Genomic DNA, 19509 nt, shown 5'->3' with positions numbered 1-19509 from the left:
AAATCAAAGCAATCGCCTCGATTTCACGCGTCTTAATTAATTTTAAACTAACGATTTTCAACAATTTCTAAGAAGTTGATTACCATTTTTGCTGCATGTGCACGTGTTGCTGGTGCTGTCGGCATGAATTTCCCTTTGTCACCTGCCGCAATGTTTAGCTCTTGTAGCATCGCAATCGCTGCCATTGTTTCTTCATTATATTTACCTAAATCCGTAAATGTTGCTTGACCTTTAGGTACATATTTTTCGCCTGTCGCATGCTCATAGGCACGATAAAGCATTAGTGCTAGCTGCGCACGTGTTATTTCACCTGAAGGCATATATTTACCATCTGTACCTCTTGCAATACCTGCCTCAAATATCGCGGCGATTTCCTCCTGCGTTTCGGCTGCATAGTTACCTATATCGCTAAATGGCGCATCCCCATCTGCAGTTAAACCTAGCGCACGCGCTATAACTGATGCAAATTGGGCGCGTGTCACATTGGCATTCGGCTTCACTTCGCCGTTTTCATTACCTCTTAGTAAACCGCGCTCAATCATTTGCTGGATATAGCCTGCTGCCCAATGATTCGCTGGTAAATCTACTGGGATGAACGGTGATTTGTTTTCTTGCTCCTCTGGCTGTGGTATTTCTATTTGAGGCTCTTCGGATTCAGACTTTCCTTCCTCAGGCTGAGCTTCTGGTGCTCCACCTCCGCCTCCTGGATACCAACCACCTGAGCTATTGTTAGGTATTACTGTTACAGGAATCTCGACAGTTTGCCCATTATAGCTGACAGTAATTGTTGTTGTTCCTAGCGATTTGCCATATACTAGACCATTTTTCACCTCTACCATATTGCTATTTGCTACAGAGTAAGTAGCTTCTTTCGTTACATCAGTAACGCGGTCATTCGTAGGAGCTTTTGCAATATATGGTGTCAAGCTTGCTTGAATATACTTTGCATGAGCTCGCGACACAATCTGTTCTGCAGCATTTAATTCAGGCTCTCTTGCAGGGATTTCGAACGCACCCACCTTCGGAGCTACACCCTCACTTTTATTACCTACAGCATCTGTTACAATTACTTTTACCGTATCGGCTGTTGTGCTTACACCTTGGATTCCTAAAGAAAATGAACCATCTTCATTCAATATAAATGCAACAGGTGTATTATCGTTCACTGCATATTCCGCTTTTAATTTACTATTTAATTTATAGTCAAGACCATAATCTTTCAACGTCTTATTATAATCAATATATTTATCAGTAACCTGACCACTTAACACAACACCACCTGTATCACTACTCGTAACTGTAGCATTTACGGTTGGAGCTGTCCGTTTTACAATGACAGCATCGCCTGTCCACGAGCGAATTTCACCACCAGATGCTGGCCATCCAATAAAGTCGACAGAATATACCCCTTCCGGCACAATACCTATATTGTTTTCCCAATCAGCATATTCTGGTCCGATATTTCTCGAATGTCGTCCGGCTTGTAAGTTTTCTAAATACGCTACATAGCCAATTGCACCTGTTGCAAATGGGGCTGAAGCACTAAGATTTTCAAGGTTGCGTAAATAAATCAATGCCTCGTCTACAGGTCGTGTAATTTCAAAGGACACTGTAGCCGTATCGTCCGATGTCGCAAATGATAAATCATTAGCAGAAATACTAAAATCCTTAATATCTGTTATAACGCTAAAGTCCGCAGCAAATGGCAAAGAAATTTCTGTATAATAGCCATGTGTTTGCGTTGTTTTTTCAAAAACATTTAATTGCGCCTGTTCCCCTTGTCTCACAGTAAGTGTAGCTTGATTCACTAATAACGATGAAGTCGTTAGCGCAGGCTCTGTTGGTGTAATATAAATATAGCCGAACATTTCATCACCAAACTGGGCATTATCGTTTTTAGAAGCCTGTAATGTCACCGTTATTGTTTCTTGACCATTCGGTGCTAATACAATCGACGGCTTATCCACAGACACAACAGCATCGCCAAAGCCCTTTAAAGTATTAATCGTCACTTGGTAACGGCCGCCTAACCCCTTCATATCCTTTACAACAATTTGCCTTTGCACTAAAATATTTTGCTCTTTAATAGGTTGTGGACCAAATGTAACTGTTCCTTTAATATTCGGAACGATTTCATTTGTTTGGTCACGTAAAGCCTCATCCTGCACGTATGCTAGCGCACTTGGGAAAGCCGCATCGTAGGCATTGACGCGTCCAGCCCCTTGCTCAAACACATCATAGCCATCTAAAACCTTTGCTGTATTTGAGAGTGCGACTTTAATATCAAATGGCGACCAAGTTGGATTGGCCTGTTTCATTAATGCAGCAATTCCAGCAATATGAGGTGTTGCCATGGACGTACCCGTTTTCTGTCCGAATATTTGATTGGCAGCTAACGGCTCACCTGTTAGTAAATCATAGGTTGGAACTGTCGATAAAATATTAGTACCCGGCGCTACTACATCTGGCTTAATATCAAAGTTAGGTACAGATGGACCACGCGAGCTAGAATCATTAATTTGATCATAAGAAATATACGTGTGAATATTAAAACTCACTTTTCCAGCTCCGGTTACTAACGCTTGCTTAATTGCCTGCCCTTTCTCTAATGACATCCCAAATGCTGGGATAAAAATTGGTGATTCCCCTTGAAAGGCATTTGTTAAAGGCCCCGTTGCATTATTATAAATAATTGCCCCAATTGCCCCTTCTGCCTTAGCATTTGCTACTTTGTCAATAAAGCTAATCTCACCTCGTGAAATAAGTGCTATCTTTCCTTCAACATCAATGCCTGCGAAGTTTTCAGGTTTCCCTAGTCCCGGAATATTAACTAAATCATATTCACCGCTCAACAGCTCAGCTACATTAGCCCCTTGCGGTAATGTAATTAATGTTAAATCCTCTGAAAATGTTTGATTCCCGACAGTAACAATTGTAGATACCTCTGTTTGTAATTCTGGCTTTGTTGAGTTCCCTACCGCAATGCCAAGTGGTGCTGTCGCTGGCGTTCCCATTGTGCCGCGCTCTGGACCATCATTCCCAGTCGCAATGACTGATATAACACCTGCTAACATGGCATTATTAATAGCAAATGACCCTGCATCAATTTCTGTATTGGAGCCGCCACCTAATGAAAGGTTAATAACATCCATTCTTTCATTAACTGCGTACTCAATTGCCGCAATAATACCAGACGTTGCGCCACTCCCGTATGCCCCTAACACACGGTAAGAGTAAAGGTCGACTTGCGGAGCGATACCCTTAACACCTAGCTCATTCACACCGATTGCAGCAATTGTACCCGCTACATGCGTGCCATGTGATGTAGCAAATGTACTCCCTCTATCATTTACCTCTCGCGCACTTGGATGACGCTCACTAGGCTTTGTTTCAGAGCCATCATTTTGATTCCTTGGTACTTTGTAAAGAGTTGGATTATGTTGAATAAAGTTTTTACCACCCTTATAAATCGGCTTCAAATCGGGATGGTCAACGTCAATTCCTGTATCTAGTACCGCAACTTTAATTCCTTGCCCTTCATAGCCCTTCTCCCATAAACGACCAATACCTAAGAAATCATTTGTGACATTCATCTGCGCATCAATTTGCCCATCTGCCTGAGTCGTTTGCACCTCAGCCGTATATACTTCGACATCCGGCTCAACTAATGTAATCCCTTCTATGCTTAACAGCTTCGACAAATCGCTTGCTCGCACCTCTGCTGCAAAGCCGTTCAACACCGTATCATACGTAGAACCTTGCGTGAAAGAAATATTTTCCCCTACCATTTCCTGCACAACAGCTTCTTGCTGTGTCAAAACGATTTCCTTTGCTACAGACGCATCGGAATTCGAGAAAGTCTTCCCTTGTAACTCTGCAATCCCTTGCTCTAGCGCCACCGGATTTTCTGATAAATGAACGATAACCCCTACCTTTTGACTACCGCTCAATCCCTTTAACTCATCATGTAATCTTGGTTTCCCCTGTCGTAGCAGCAATTGCTCTAAAATTGCCTGATTCGCTAATAAAGCACTTTCATCCGAGTTGCTCGAGTCCAACTCATCCGCCGCCACATTCATTGGCGAAAGTAAACTTAAAAACAAAATAAATACAACAAAAATAGCAAAAAAACGATAAACCCCTTTGTTCCCCAAAATCATTCCTCCCATACAAATGAATAGTGCTTCATATTGTAAACAACAAATTAATAGGTTCCCTTCCACCAAAAGGAACCTCATAAACTAGATTTCATCTTATAATTATCTATCAAATTAAGATGAAACGTTTTTTACAATATATTCATAAAGATATAATTCTATGTAATAATCGTCAATCACTTTTCTGATAAAACGAACAATTTGGTTAATTCAAACTATTCCCATTTGTATACTTTATACCTAAATACCTATTTATAAGGAATGAGAGGATGGGAAAACGCTTCCATTTTGAATGATTAAACCTTTTATTAAGTGGAAGAAGTAGAGTTCGATTATATGAGAAGGGGCTGGGGCTGTCCAAAAAGCCGTGCATAGCCGGCATTTTGGACGGTAGCGATGATGTTTCACAAAATGTTGATTCATATAAAGTGAACCTTCAATCAGTGGGGGGCAAAGCCCCCCACTGATTGATGATAGAGGAACACAAGCTAGGATCTTCGCATCCTGCGAAAACGCTTGTGTGACCAACATCGTGTTGGCCTCATTCTTAGTTTTTACAGGCTGTTTGATCCCCCACTTAAACATCTTGTTTTTATCTGCTGTTTTGAAGTGGGGGGTATTACAGCCTGCTCCTGCGATTACTCGTCGCAAACAAATTTGTTAATACGGGATAAACAGAGAACGCCTCTTTAAAAAGTGTGATGAACATTGGCTTTAGCAGCGTTATCCTTCAATAAAAGGGAGGCGATGAAAACATTTATTTCAATGCAGTGTCAAAACAAAATAGACTTTTCGGACAACTTCAGCCCCTACTTCTATATTAACTATTCACTGCTTGTAGCTGTCGCTCCACTTTCGGCACAGTAAAACATGCTCCGGAAGTAGTCACAATAAATTATCACTATCATCGTTACAAAAGAGTCGTATCAAAGTGATTTTTCAAACAAATTCTTCTCTTCACCAAATCAATAGTTTTCGTTCATTTCAAAATTATTAATACTCTTTTTGCTTATAACGTGGGTCTAATTCAGCAGCCTTTGCAAAATCAGCCTCTGCCTGTTCAAGTTTCCCTAGACTTTTATAAGTAGTACCTCGATTTTTATAAGCCAATGCATATTTCGGATTTAATTCAATTGCCTTTGTATAATCCTCTATTGCCTTATCGTATTTTTTTATTTCTTGATAAACAGCTCCTCGATTATTATAGGCTATTATATATTTGGAATCTAATTCGATTGCTTTAGTATAATCTTCTATAGCTTCTTCGTATTTATCTATATCACGATAAGTAATTCCTCGATTATAATAAGCTGCTGCATATTTTGGGTCTACTTCAATTGCTTTAGTATAGTCTTTCATAGCTTTATCATATTCTTTTGTTATTTTATAGAAAATCCCTCGATTATTATATGCAGTTGCATATTTCGGATCTAACTCAATTGCCTTTGTATAATCCTCTAATGCCTTATCATATTTTTCTAAATCCCGATAAACATTTCCTCGTCCATTGTAGGGTAATGCATATTTAGGATTTAATGTAATCGCCTCTGTATATGCGTCTATTGCTTTTTGGTATTCACCAATATTTTTATATGCATTACCAAGGCTATTATATGCTCCTGTATACCTTGAATCTATTTCAATCGCTGCTAAATACTCATCTATTGCTTTCCGATATTCTTTCAATTCAGTATATACAAGGCCCCTATTAAAATACGCATATTTATAATGAGGATTTAACTTAATTGCCCGTGTATAGTTTTCTAAAGCTTGCTCATAATGTCCTATCGTTTTATAAACAATTCCCAAGCTATTATAAGCATCTACATTTTCTCTATCCAATTCAATTGCTTTAGTATAATTTTCGATAGCCTCCCCATAATCTTTTAAACCTGTATAAATACTTCCGCGCAAATTATAGCTAAAAGCATCATTTATATTTAATTCAATCGCTTTATTAATAGATTGCAGTGCAGCATCAAAATTACCTTCTAAATAGTCAATGCGAGATTTATTTTGATAAGTTATCCAGTTCTCTTTAATAACTAGTTCTTCAACTTTCTCAATCGGTTGCTTATATTTATTATCTTCTAGCATGCTTTTCCTATCAATAATATCAACCATGCCATCCTCTGAAATAACGATTATAACACTTTCATTTTTTAAATTTTGATAACGTATAGCTGAATTATACCTTGCTCCCCTTGAGCTATTTCCTTTTCCTTCGACTGCGAGCCCATCTAAAATCATACCTACTGCATAACAAGAACCATATATATCTAAATAAATTGCTCCATCAATACTTGTTAAGCGATTAATCAATATCTCTTTTTCCTCTTCAGAATCTATATTCAAAAAATTGATTTTATGAATTTGAATCCCTTGACCAGACAGCCTTTTTATTTCCTTTAATGCCGTTTCGGGCTTTGTTACAACAACTGTTGTTCCTTTCTTCTGCTTAGCAGCAAGCCTTACGATATCAATCATACTGTCTACAACGATACCGTATTCCTTCCCTTCTTCTTCAAGGAACTTTTGAAATGTTCTACTTAGTGATAATTTGAGCTCTTTTTCTGGAAACTCGCTCTCTCTCAAAAATAAGTTTTTATTTTGAAATCCGAATATCAAGCTTTCCTCATAACTCCACCGTATAGCCTCTGTATCTTTAACAGTTGTAGAAATCTCCTCTGAAATAAAATTAATGAAACTGATTTTATAATTAAGCGAATTCAGAAAATCAACAATCAACATTTGCCCTTCTACATTTTGTCGATTTGCTTCACTAAAATTTTTCAACTTACCTAGCCCAAAAATCATTCGATGATTTCCAATGACAAAAATTCCGTCCCCTGAAAGCTCCAAAAGTTTTCGAGCAGTTCGATAAGAAGAATAAGGAATTGGTGTTTGCAATTTAACAATAAAATTAATATATTTTTCTTTAATCTTTTCAGAAATTACGATTAATTTAGCAGTGACTTTTGCCCCTTCGTAGTTTAATGTTGATATATTATCTAAGTCCCTCATCAACAGGACACTATCATTTTTTTCATCTTTTTCAATGATATCTAAATTAGATATTATTTCATTAAAAAAACTGCCAGCTATGTAATTCAATCGAATATGCACATCTTCTTTCTTCAGTTCCTCAATTCTCCTAAAAACTCGCTCAAATACCCCTTTCTTTTCCTTAGGGATAATTTCTTTAAAAATAGTATGTATTATAAAATGAATAATTGAATAATCCCTTCTGTTTTGCATAAACTCAGCATATTTATCAGCAAGTCCATAAAACGTAATATTTATCGTATATTCCTTATCCAACACTAGCTTTCCATCATAAAACAACGAAGTATTTAAGGCATTTTCCTCCGCCACTATATCTTCTTCATTTGCTGGTTGAGAAATTACCTTTTTTACTACTTTTTTCTGCCCTTCTTCAAATATTTCTATTTTCGTTTTAATTGCTGAATCAATCGCATTCATATAATCATCTATCAAATCTTTGATTTCGTCTTTAAAAATAGCTAAATTACTCAATGTATTGCCCCCATTTTAAAAGAAATTTTGCGTATTAATTACATTATGTTCATACATGTACTCTATATATGAATCTCTAATACTACGCTACCATCTACCTATTATTCTGTATAAAATGTCCACAATACTTGACACTAAATCCAAAGCAAATATAACGGCATAGGGCCTTCTGAAAAAGATATTTTAAAGGTTTCTTTGCGATAAATTTATTATGAATTACTGCATATTAGGTACGTGAAGGCTATAAAATATGTTAGCTTTTAGTGACTTCAAAGAAAATGCCCCTTTTCTCATTATTAATTTTCTCTACATGGAAGTGTAGCCTCTCTAAAAGCTCAATACATTGCTTTTGTTTATTTTTCATATTGAAATATCCTAAATACTCTATAATTTTTTCTAACTCATGAGTAGAATGGTCTTTATTTGTACATGCACAAATAATCTCATAGAAAAATTTTCTCATGGTCTGGTAATACATATCATTCTGTAAAGGTTCAGCCAGCAACTCATACTCTTCAAAATACTTAAGAGCAAATGAGAAATCAAAATCAAGTAATCCTTTATTAATAATATTTAGCAACAGCATTGAATACTCATTTCTATACCTTCTTAACAATTGGAACTTAACTATTGTATTTTTTACACGCTTAAAAACAATATTAATTAGCTCCTTTGTAAAATAATCAATTGAGTTAGAAAAAAGCATTATTTCATAATACCCCCAAGAATCACAATTCGCTAAGTAATCACTTAATTTCGCAAACTCTATAGACTGTGGCTTACCTTCTAATATATTAAGCATATTTTGCACCATTATTTCATAATGTTGGTACTTAATATTATTTGTTCTCTCATGTTCGTTATTCAACTTTTTTATCAATAGCTTCAAACCGTCTATGTCTTTTTTATAAAAAGTTAATGCTATATTACTAAATAAATGAAATTCTACACTTTCCTTTTGTGTTAATGCTACATAAAACTCATCTAAAGAAAGATTTAAACGATCCAGCAACATGAAAAATTTACTAACTGTAGTATCGCTTTCTCCTTTTTCAAACTTACTTCGAGCTTGTCGCGATAAAAGCCCTCCATAAAGTGCTTCCGATGATATTTTTTTAGATAATCTTATTTTTCTTATTGTTTGACCAACACTATCCACCTAAAATCATACCTCCAATAATTTATGTCAACAATACTTTACATAAAATCATAATACAAAAATTATCCATATATTAAAAGTATAAAAACTTTTAGGAGGAACGATAACTATGCTACAAATTTTCTTAGCTATTTGGGACGTTATTGGAGGAATTTAAAAATATTTTTATCCAGCATTTATTAAATAGTTTTAACGTGTTAATCATATTAAGCTAATCGCTATGAATATCCTAATTTTTTGAGTATTTGTTATGAGATTGTGTTAGCAATAATATTTATAACGCCCCAACGATTCTGCTATCAATCGTTGGGGCGTTATTAGAATAGTAATAAATAAAAAATATAGGGCTATGTTTTATTATCACCTAGTTATTATAAGGTCTTTTTACATATATAAAATCACAGATGATTCAGTTCCCGCAATAATGCTTAATTAATTCAATGACTGCTAACATTTAATTATTCCGTTTTTCAATTTCTAATCCTACCCTTTCCAATAAATCAATATCTTCAATCGCAGACAATAGTAATTTTCCTTTTTCAATCCAGTGATTGCCTTCTTGATTCAATTTATTTAAACAAAGTGCTTTTCTTATATAGTAAACTCCCAATTGCTCATAAGCTTTTTCTTCTTTCAAAACATTTTCTATGGACTCTAGTTCCTTCAATGCCTCTTCAAAACAGCTTTTATTCATCAATAAAAATGTTATATTCATACTTAGATTAATTTGTATTTTCTTCAATTTGAATAAACCATTATAACGGGTAATTTACTTCTCCATTATATTCCTTAATTCATATACTACTTCTAATGGCAACATAAAAAGAGTAGCATTTAAAAAATATAAATCCTTTACTTAAAGTTCGTTACGTTTCGATAATTTATTCCATATTTCAGCAGCAAACGCACTAGCTTGCTTAAAATCATATGTTTTAATTAATGTTACATATGATTCTCAAGGATAAAGAATATTTCGAATAGTATCATCATCGTATGATTTTAAGTACACCTGTGCTTCATTTGATATCTTTTCTAAATTTACTAAATCTACAGAGGAGATTTCAAAAAAGTCACGGCTAATCTTTTCTTTTTCCGTTAGTTTATAGTTATTTGTAATACACAATAGCTCCCCTAGAGTTATATTTAATTTTGATAAAACTATATACAATCATAAAAATATAACCACGTATTTTTTATAAAAAAAAGCTATCAATTCATTTTCTAAAATGCTACTGATTGTTGAAATCGTTCAATAATATAATCTACCCAATAAGCCACATCAAAGTGATGTACAAAATCGGATCGTCTTGTAAGTGATTTAAAAACTCCGATTCCTTTATCGCTTTGTATGCATTATTGTCTATTTCATTTTTAATTCATTGCGAATTAGAAACAGTAGTTGTAAATCTAAACCATTTAATTTATAATCATTCTATTTCAATATTACTCACCCCTGTACATTTTATGTACGTTAGCACTGCTTTTGTATGCAACGCTAATTATGAATGGAATGTGCTTGATATCTTGGTTGGTTATCCTTCCAAAACTCATCTAAACTGATTTCACTACTTAATACATTTAACACAAGCGTGCCTGTTCTTCCATCTTTTAAAGGACATACTGAAAAATCGTAAGTGTGATCCAATTCATCTTCTAAGCCTTTACTTCGACATTGAAATATATATTGTGCCCACTCTTTAGGGGCCCGTCAAACTGTATACCTTCCAATTTCCCCAATCCATTCAGATTTAATGCAAAATAGACAACTACCGGTTCAAAATCTTCTCTTAACTGTCCTCTAAATTGAGAAATACGCAGTCTACATCTTGCCTATTGCTTAACCTGTTCCAGGTTACCAGTTAAATAAAAATCTTTCTCGAAATCTGTATTAGCACGAGCTTTTGATAAATCAATATTTTCTTGAATGGCTTCACTAGCCATTCTATAGTGCCATGTTAAAAAAATCTATAAGAATCTATTTACTTTCACTTTTAGGTCCATTTATTAACTTTATAGGATAGTAATACCACTTTAATAATACCATCTTCCTAGTTTCAATACTGAAAATTTGTTCATTTTATTGTTAATGCTGCTTTATTACGTCCATTTGCTGACGTTATTGCCTGTCCCATTCCTGACAGATATAATGTCCTTAAAAAAACTAAATTCAATATATAGACAGAGTGCTTTGTTCCTGCTGCAATGGCGGTGACTTTGAAGTGATTGGATTGCGTGAACGTAAGTTGCGTAAGAATGTGGGGCAGATTGAGTGTCATATCATCAGGAGGTTGCGGTATCTAGCTTGTCGAAAAATCCAGTATGAACTTCCCTATTTTATGATTCCCTATAAAAGGTACAACGCTAAAACAATCGATGAAAGCTTCTGCCCACCGGAAACTTTGGTTCTTCAAGTTGATGAATTAACTTTGTTTCCATGGAGAAGCTGGTTCAATGAGCTGATTGGGTACGACTCGCCATCTGTCAAACTTTACTTATCCAATATGCCGTAACACTTCCAGTGAATGACATATCCTTCCCACTCACCACCTATACATAAACGAATTGGACAATAGTTTGGTAAAGGACCTGGTTGGCTAAGGAGATTTGTCCATCCTGTCGCTAATCATCATTTTTGGTAACATACCAGATTTGCCTGTCTGTCCGATTCTGGATGAATTACACTTCAAGAGGGATGAGAGGAGTGTTCCATTTATGATTCGCCGGAAAATAGAAGAAAAGCAACCAACCGATATCAATTGATTGCCCTACTACTTTATGAGGAGCTTGATCCGCAAAAGGCCAGTAGCTACGGAATATTTTAATCTCTAACTCACATTGTCAATGTATATTTGTGAATCGCAGTGAAATGTCTGGCTTGTATATGTCGTTTCTACAATGGATTGTTGTGTGAGGTTCTATTTCTTTTTGCAATCATCTAACAGGGTGGATAGGCAAAAGCGAATTCATTCAAACAAGATTGTCAACTAGATTTTTCACTACTTCCTCAGCAGCTTCCCTTGAATCCCTCACAACCCCAAAATAAAACTTACATTTCGGCTCGGTTCCTGAAGGGCGAATAGCAATCCATGAATTATCCTCTAAAACAAACTTCAAGACATTTTCTTTCGGCAATAAAATCGCTTCCGTCATGCCGTCTTGCAATGTTGCAATTCCTCTTAAATAGTCCTCAAAACGGACAACTGCTATTCCAGCAATGGCTTTAGGTGTGTTTTCACGGTAACTATTTAAAATCGCTTTCATCTGCTCTTGACCGTCTTTACCTTCAAATGTTTTCGATACTAGCACTTCCTTATAGTAGCCAAACTTCTCGTATAATGCATCTAATGCATCAAGCAATGTTTTTTCCTGCGTTGCATAATAAGCAGCCATTTCTGCTACTTTCAACGCTACTTGAACAGCATCCTTATCGCGAGCAAATGTTTCGATTAAATAGCCATAGCTTTCTTCATAGCCGAATAAAAATGTATGGGCTTTCGTTGCTTCAAACTCCGCAATTTTTTCAGCAATATACTTGAAACCGGTTAATGTGTTGATTGTTTCAACATCATAATGCTTGGCAATGGCTGAGCCAAGTTCGGACGTCACAATCGTTTTTAACATTGCACCATCTATTGGTAGCACACCGCCCGCTTGCTTTGTCTTTAAAATGTAATTTAATAAAAGCGCACCTAGTTGATTGCCTGTAAGTAACTCATACGAATCACCGTTTCGAACTGCTACACCTAATCGGTCTGCATCTGGATCCGTTGCCAGTAAAAGGTCTGCGCTCAATTGCTTACCAAGTTCAACCGCCATTGAAAAAGCAGCCGCCTCTTCAGGATTCGGATAAGTTACTGTTGGGAATGCACCATCTTGCACGGCCTGCTCTGCTACAACATGTACTGCATTAAAACCGAATTGCTTCAAACCTTCTACAACAGGTACTATCCCCGCTCCATGCAATGGCGTATACACAAGCTTCATATTATAATCAATCGCATCATTATTTTTTAGCTTTAACAAGTTGCTCATGAATTTTTCATCATACGCTTCCAAAATCCATTTCAACAGGCCCTTTTGTTCAAGTTCTAATACATCGCAAACTTCAACACTAAAAAGATTTTCAATTTGATTCATATGCTCAATAATCGCATTCACACCAGTTGGAACTAGCTGTGCTCCATCCTCACCATATACTTTAAAGCCGTTATATTGCTTTGGATTGTGGCTCGCTGTAATGACGACACCTGCAAATGCGTTTAATTCACGTACTGTAAACGATAGCTGAGGTGTTGGACGCGCTTCTTTGTATACATAGGAAGTAATGCCATGTGCCCCTAATGCACGAGCTGTCTCCACTGCAAATTCATATGAAAAATGACGCGTATCATAAGCAATCGCAACACCGCGCTTTTTTGCTGTCTCGCCGTTTGAAGCAATGTAACGAGCTAACCCTTTTGCAACACGCCGAATCGTATAAATGTTCATTCGGTTTGTTCCAGCACCAAGGATTCCGCGCATACCACCTGTACCAAAAGATAAATATTGGTAGAAACGGTCTTCGATTGCTTTTGAATCCTGCGCAATTAAAGCAAGTTCGTCTGCTAAATAATGCGGTAAATCTTGTTGCTGCCATTGTTTGTACACTTCTAGACTCATACTTTCTAATTCTCCTTCAATAGCTCTAACATTTTACGTTTATATGCTTCTACACCTGGTTGATCGAATGGATTTACTTCTAGTAGACATGCACTCATCGCACATGCTTTCATGAAGAAGTAAATTAAGTAGCCTAAATGATATTCATCAAGCTTCGGTAATTCTAATTGAATAACAGGCACACCGCCCTCTGCATGAGCGAGTGCAGTACCCTGTTTGGAAATTGCATTAATCTCATTAAAAGTACGACTCGACAAATAATTTAAGCCATCTTCATCCCGCTCATCAAATGGGACTTGTAAATCGCCTTCAATCTCATGGAAATGAAGTAATGTTTCAAACATAATCGGACTCCCATCTTGAATAAATTGCCCGATTGAATGTAAATCCGTTGAAAAATTAACTGTTGAAGGATATAATCCTTTTTTTCCCTTCCCTTCACTTTCACCAAACAGTTGCTTCCACCATTCATGGAATTTATTTAACCCCGGCTCAAATGAAGCTAAGAGTTCAATAGAATAGCCTTCTTGATAGAGTAAATGGCGCATCACAGCATATTTATAAGCATCGTTGCTAGCCAAATCTGCTTCTGAAAGCTCTTCGGTTGCACGCCTTGCACCCGCCATTAAAGCACGAATATCCACACCTGCAACCGCAACTGGTAATAAACCAACTGGTGTTAATACGGAATAGCGCCCACCAATCGTTGATGGTATAACGAATTGACGGTAGCCTGCTTTATCCGCAATTCCCTTTAAAATCCCTTTTTCCGCATCTGTCGTTACGATAATGCGCTCAGAAGCCTTTTCCCCATAACGTTCTTCCATATAAAGTCGCATCACACGAAAAGCAAGTGCTGGCTCCATTGTGCCCCCTGATTTTGAGATAACATTGACATATACTTGTTTTTTGTCTAAGTAAGCAAGCAGCTCTTTAATATACGCACCACTCATATTCAGCCCAACATATACGACTTCAATACCATGCTCAGCTAAGCCAAAGTATGGCTTGAGCGCTTCTTGAACCGCACGGGCACCTAAAAATGATCCGCCTACACCTACTACAACTAGAACATCTGCACATGCATGAATTTCAGATGCAACACGTTCGATTGATGTGAGTAGCGTATTGTTTTCTTGAATAGGGGAATCAATCCAGCCTGTCAGTTCAAATTGTGGTAAAGTATTATGAATCGTTTGTACTTGATTTTTATATTTTAAAATATCACTGTCTTCAAGGGAACAATTTAGCAGTGTTGTTTTGACGATTTCTTTAATCATTGTATAGTCTCCAATTCTAGTAGATTCAGATAGGTCTATTATGACATAGAGAAAAAAGAAAACCAACTCGGAACATTGTCCAAGTTGGTTTTCAATAAATGTTTGTGCGTACAACACATGATATTTTTTTTATGTTACGTAGCCTTCTTTTGCAGCATTTCCAAGTAAATATACAAATACACATGCAGTGATTTGTATCATTATTTGCAGCACACCCGGCGCACGGAATTTCTATCTCAAAACTATCACTTTTTAAACACACTCTTGCCCGAAATTCAATTATAAAGCTCTTACAATCAAATCAATAACCCGCTGCTGCTCTTCTACTGTCATCTTCGAATCAGAAGGTAAACAAATACCTGTAGCGAATAAACGCTCACTTACAATATCATCCGCTGCATGGGGATAAAACCTACAGCCTTCAAACAGTGGTTGCATATGTAATGGCTTCCAAACAGGACGTGATTCGATATTTTCTTCGTCTAGCTGATCAATCAATGCATATGGTGTAATACTAATTTTTTCAGGATTTAATATCATGGTTGATAGCCAGCGATTAGAAAAAGTCTCTTCTAACTCCGGCATCATATCGATACCATCGATTTCTTTAAATGCAGCTGCATAACGTTCAAAAATTGCTCGTTTCTGTGCAATTCGTTCATCTAATACCTCTAGCTGTCCACGCCCAATACCCGCGACAATATTACTCATGCGATAATTATAGCCAACTACACTATGCTGATAGTGCTTCGCCGCATCACGAGCCTGCGTTGCTAAAAAACGAGAACGAGAAATTAGCTTCTCATTATCCGACACAAGCATCCCACCACCTGAAGTCGTGATGATTTTGTTTCCATTAAATGAATAAATACCAAATTGACCGAATGTTCCGCTCTTCTGCCCTTTATAAGTAGAGCCTAATGATTCTGCCGCATCCTCGATAACAGGCACTTCATACTGATTGCAAAGCTCCATAATTTCATCCATACGAGCACTTTGTCCATATAAATTGACAACAATCACAGCTTTCGGAAGCTGTCCCCCTGCTGCTGCCTCTTCTAACGCCTTTGCCAATGCTTGGGGAGACATATTCCATGTAGTCGGCTCCGAATCAATAAACACCGGCTTTGCTCCTAAATAAAGGATTGGGTTGGCACTGGCAATAAATGTAAGTGTTGAACAAAAAACAGTATCGCCCACTTTGACATTCAATAAATCTAATGCCAAATGAATAGCACCTGTACCAGAGCTTGTTGCCGAAGCAGCATTAATGCCAACATATGCCGCTAACTCTTGTTCAAAGCCATCAACATTCACCCCAAGTGGTGCAATCCAGTTTTTATCGAACGCTTCTTGAATATACTTCTGCTCAGTTCCTCCCATATGTGGGGAGGACAATAAAATCCGTTTTGACATACAAAACCTTCTCTCTTTAAAGTTTATTCATGAAATTTAATCGGTTTTGCTGGCGCACCAACTGCTGTACATTTTGCTGGTAAATCTTTCACCACAACTGCACCTGCACCTACAATTGTCCAATCACCTATCGTAATACCTTGAATAATAGTAGCGTTCGTACCAAAATCCACACCTTCCTCAAATACTACATCCCCTGAAACAGATGAATTCGGTAAAATCGTTGTATAATTCTTAACTGTCACATCGTGACCAATCGTACAATTCAAATTAATAATAGTGAAATTTTCAATATCAATATTGACTGTTAAGACATTTCCTTCACAAATAATATTCCCTTGTCCAATTGTGTTAAATCTTGAAAAAGTCACTGCTGGGTGAATTAAGTTTGGGTATATCACATGTTCATATTTAGATAACTTTGTCACTATTGCCTTTTTCGCTTTTGGTGAGCCAATCCCTAAAACAACATGAATATTGTTTTTTCCTTCTAGCCACTCTGCTCCACCTAATACAGGTAGTTCATTAACTTTAAGTCCATGGTTATCCATATTGTCATCTAAAAAACCAATAATTTCCCATTCACCTGAATTTCTATTAATATCTTCAATCAAATGAACAACCTCACGTGCAAAACCGCCTGAACCGTAAATAACAATTTTCTTCATAGTCATTCACTCCCTCTAAATTTCTCCATGGTTGCTTGCCCTTCCTGACTAATCCCTTCACTAACGAAAACTTTTTTTACTGTTAGCAACAAGATTTTGAAATCTAACCACAAAGATTTATTCTCTACATACCACACATCATACTCAAACTTCTGCTCCCATGAAATCGCATTCCGACCATTCACCTGAGCCCAGCCAGTAATCCCCGGACGAACATTATGACGATGTGCTTGTCGTTCATTATACAATGGTAAATATTCTACTAACAATGGGCGTGGACCGACAAAACTCATGTCCCCTTTTAGAACATTCCAAAGCTGTGGTAATTCATCTAAGCTTAGCTTGCGTAACAGTTGGCCAAATTTTGTCAAACGTACAGCATCGGGTAATAGTTCACCATGCACATCCCGTTCATCCGTCATTGTACGGAATTTATACACGTGAAAGACTTCCCCATGTAACCCTGGGCGTGGTTGCTTGAACAACACAGGCGAGCCAATTTTTTTTCGTATTAGCAATGCCACCACCCCGATCACAGGTGATAACATGATTAACGCTATGAAGCTAACAATAAAATCAAATAATCTTTTCATGTTATTCTCTCACTTTTAAAATAACTTTCATAATTTTTATATTCACCTCTTAAAAAAGGTATAATACCCTAAATAGGTACCTTCTAGTAGCAATTTATAAAAATAACTTGCATATAAAATACACAAGCCACTTTTCTCAAAGTTTATACTGTTTCTCAAAGTACCCTCGATATTCCCCACTCAATATTCGCTCCCACCATTCCTTGTTATCCAAGTACCACTGAATGGTTTGAGCAATACCTGTTTCAAAAGTATAAGTAGGTTTCCAGCCCAACTGTTCGAGCTTTGTTGGATCAATGGCATAGCGTTTATCGTGCCCCGGTCTATCCTTTACATATTCAATCAACTCTTCAGATTTTTCTAGCGCGGCAATAATTGTTTTCACCACTTCTAGATTTGACCGTTCATTATGTCCACCGACATTATATACTTCCCCATTTACACCTTTATGTAGCACTAAATCAATCGCAGCACAGTGGTCCCAGACATGCAACCAGTCGCGTATATTTTTACCATCCCCGTATACAGGCACTTTTTGGTCATTTAACACGCGAGAAATCGTCAATGGAATCAATTTTTCTGGGAAATGATACGGACCATAGTTGTTTGAACAACGTGTAATGTTAACTGGTAAACCGTATGTTTCATGATAAGCGCGTACAAAAAAATCAGAAGCTGCTTTGCTAGCACTGTACGGACTATTCGGCGCTAATGGTGTTTGTTCAGTGAAGAAAATCATTGGGTCAAAATCTAACTCTCCATAAACTTCATCTGTTGAAACATGAACAAACTTTTGTACACCAAATTTTTTTGATGCATCTAATAACACTTGCGTACCGACAACATTCGTTTGAACAAAAATATCCGGCTCTGTAATAGAACGGTCCACATGGCTTTCGGCTGCAAAATGCACCACATAATCAAATTGCTCTTTTTCAAACAAAATCATGATTACTTCACGGTCAGCAATATCCGCCTTGACAAATGTATAATTTTCCTGCTGTTCAATTGATTGATGTTTTGTTAAATCACCTGCATATGTCAATAAATCTAAATTATGAATCGCATAATTCGGATACTTGTCCACCATATATTGTACAAAGTTTCCACCAATGAAACCTGCGCCGCCAGTAACAAGTACTTTTTTTTGAGTCATTTACTGCACCCCACCTGAAGCCACATCCACTAAATATCGACCATATTCTGTTTTCATTAGTGGTTCAGCTAATTTTAATAGTTGCTCTTTAGAGATATACCCTTTCAAATAGGCAATTTCTTCAATACAAGCAATATATAAACCTTGACGCTTTTGGACAGCCTCTACAAAGTTTGATGCTTCCAATAATGATTCATGTGTACCCGTATCTAACCATGCTAGGCCACGACCTGCTAACTCAACCTTTAATTCACCTGCTTGTAAATAATGATCAATCACTGATGTAATTTCCACTTCTCCACGTGCAGAAGGCTTTACGTTTTTCGCAATTTCTACAACTTGATTATCAAAGAAGTATAACCCTGGAACCGCATAGGAAGACTTTGGATGATTCGGTTTCTCTTCAATGGAAATCGCATTCATTTTATCGTCTACTTCCACCACGCCATAGGCACGTGGGTCCTTCACGAAACAACCAAAAATGACGCCGCCCTTTTCCAATTTCGCGGCTTGCTGCAAACGATTTCCGAAGTTTGAACCATAAAATATATTGTCTCCTAAAACTAACGCAACCGAAGAATCCCCGATAAATTCTTCTCCTAGAATAAACGCCTCTGCTAGTCCATTCGGATTATCCTGAACAATATATTCAAACTGCATCCCAATATCTCGACCATCTCCTAATAATTCTTGAAACCCGACAATATCACGAGGAGTTGAAATAATAAGCACTTCACGAATCCCCGCTAACATTAACACAGATAATGGATAGTAAATCATCGGTTTGTCATAGACAGGAAGAATTTGCTTTGAAACAGCTTTTGTTAGTGGATAAAGACGCGTACCTGAACCACCTGCTAGAATAATACCTTTCATTTAGACAC

The 19509-nt window shown here is 36.9% G+C and carries 12 protein-coding genes; 1 reads left to right on the top strand and 11 read right to left on the bottom strand.

The features are described 5' to 3' along the window. Nucleotides 1-47 precede the first annotated feature (47 nt). The 4 genes from C9J36_RS17630 to C9J36_RS01980 all read right to left on the bottom strand — a co-directional run bounded on the left by C9J36_RS17630 (nt 48) and on the right by C9J36_RS01980 (nt 9595). Complete coding sequence (locus tag C9J36_RS17630; RefSeq protein ID WP_161956368.1) at nt 48-4154, bottom strand: S8 family serine peptidase; 4107 nt, start codon at nt 4152-4154, stop codon at nt 48-50. 996 nt (nt 4155-5150) lie between these two features. Then, nucleotides 5151-7694 (bottom strand): tetratricopeptide repeat protein, encoded by a 2544-nt coding sequence (locus tag C9J36_RS01990; protein ID WP_107942083.1) that lies wholly within the window; start codon nt 7692-7694, stop codon nt 5151-5153. 253 nt (nt 7695-7947) lie between these two features. Then, the gene (locus C9J36_RS01985; protein WP_107942082.1) at nt 7948-8853 is read right to left on the bottom strand and encodes a helix-turn-helix domain-containing protein; all 906 of its coding nucleotides are present in this window, start codon (nt 8851-8853) and stop codon (nt 7948-7950) included. Between the two features lie 454 nt (nt 8854-9307). Beyond that, entirely contained in the window at nt 9308-9595 is a 288-nt protein-coding gene (locus C9J36_RS01980) for a hypothetical protein (RefSeq protein WP_107942081.1), read from the bottom strand. 1441 nt (nt 9596-11036) lie between these two features. On the opposite strand from C9J36_RS01980, the gene C9J36_RS17675 reads away from it, so the two are divergent. Then, entirely contained in the window at nt 11037-11363 is a 327-nt protein-coding gene (locus tag C9J36_RS17675; protein WP_430010619.1) for a DUF6431 domain-containing protein, read from the top strand. Nucleotides 11364-11820: 457 nt separating this feature from the next. Here C9J36_RS17675 and C9J36_RS01975 read toward each other — a convergent pair whose 3' ends face one another. From C9J36_RS01975 to rfbA, 7 genes are all read right to left on the bottom strand, one after another. After that, nucleotides 11821-13512 carry a phospho-sugar mutase gene (locus C9J36_RS01975; RefSeq protein WP_107942080.1) on the bottom strand — a complete coding sequence of 564 codons (1692 nt, stop codon included), beginning with the start codon at nt 13510-13512 and terminating at the stop codon, nt 11821-11823. Nucleotides 13513-13517: 5 nt separating this feature from the next. Beyond that, complete coding sequence (locus tag C9J36_RS01970) at nt 13518-14792, bottom strand: glucose-6-phosphate isomerase (RefSeq protein ID WP_107942079.1); 1275 nt, start codon at nt 14790-14792, stop codon at nt 13518-13520. A 279-nt stretch (nt 14793-15071) separates the two neighbouring features. Further along, nucleotides 15072-16208: an aminotransferase class I/II-fold pyridoxal phosphate-dependent enzyme gene (locus tag C9J36_RS01965; RefSeq protein ID WP_107942078.1), complete on the bottom strand. Its 1137-nt coding sequence runs from the start codon at nt 16206-16208 to the stop codon at nt 15072-15074. 23 nt (nt 16209-16231) lie between these two features. Further along, nucleotides 16232-16876, bottom strand: a complete 645-nt coding sequence (locus tag C9J36_RS01960) for an acetyltransferase (protein ID WP_107942077.1) — start codon at nt 16874-16876, stop codon at nt 16232-16234. 2 nt (nt 16877-16878) lie between these two features. Beyond that, on the bottom strand, nt 16879-17469 hold the full coding sequence (locus C9J36_RS01955; RefSeq protein WP_107942076.1) for a sugar transferase: 591 nt from the start codon (nt 17467-17469) through the stop codon (nt 16879-16881). Between the two features lie 136 nt (nt 17470-17605). Then, nucleotides 17606-18625 (bottom strand): dTDP-glucose 4,6-dehydratase, encoded by a 1020-nt coding sequence (gene rfbB, locus C9J36_RS01950; protein WP_107942075.1) that lies wholly within the window; start codon nt 18623-18625, stop codon nt 17606-17608. Further along, the gene (rfbA, locus tag C9J36_RS01945; protein ID WP_107942074.1) at nt 18626-19501 is read right to left on the bottom strand and encodes a glucose-1-phosphate thymidylyltransferase RfbA; all 876 of its coding nucleotides are present in this window, start codon (nt 19499-19501) and stop codon (nt 18626-18628) included. Nucleotides 19502-19509 lie beyond the last annotated feature (8 nt).

Source organism: Metasolibacillus fluoroglycofenilyticus, from assembly GCF_003049645.1.
In the GTDB taxonomy this organism is placed as follows: Bacteria; Bacillota; Bacilli; order Bacillales_A; family Planococcaceae; genus Metasolibacillus; species Metasolibacillus fluoroglycofenilyticus.
Note: the sequence above shows the minus strand (reverse complement) of the source record. Positions and strands in the feature narration are given on the sequence as shown.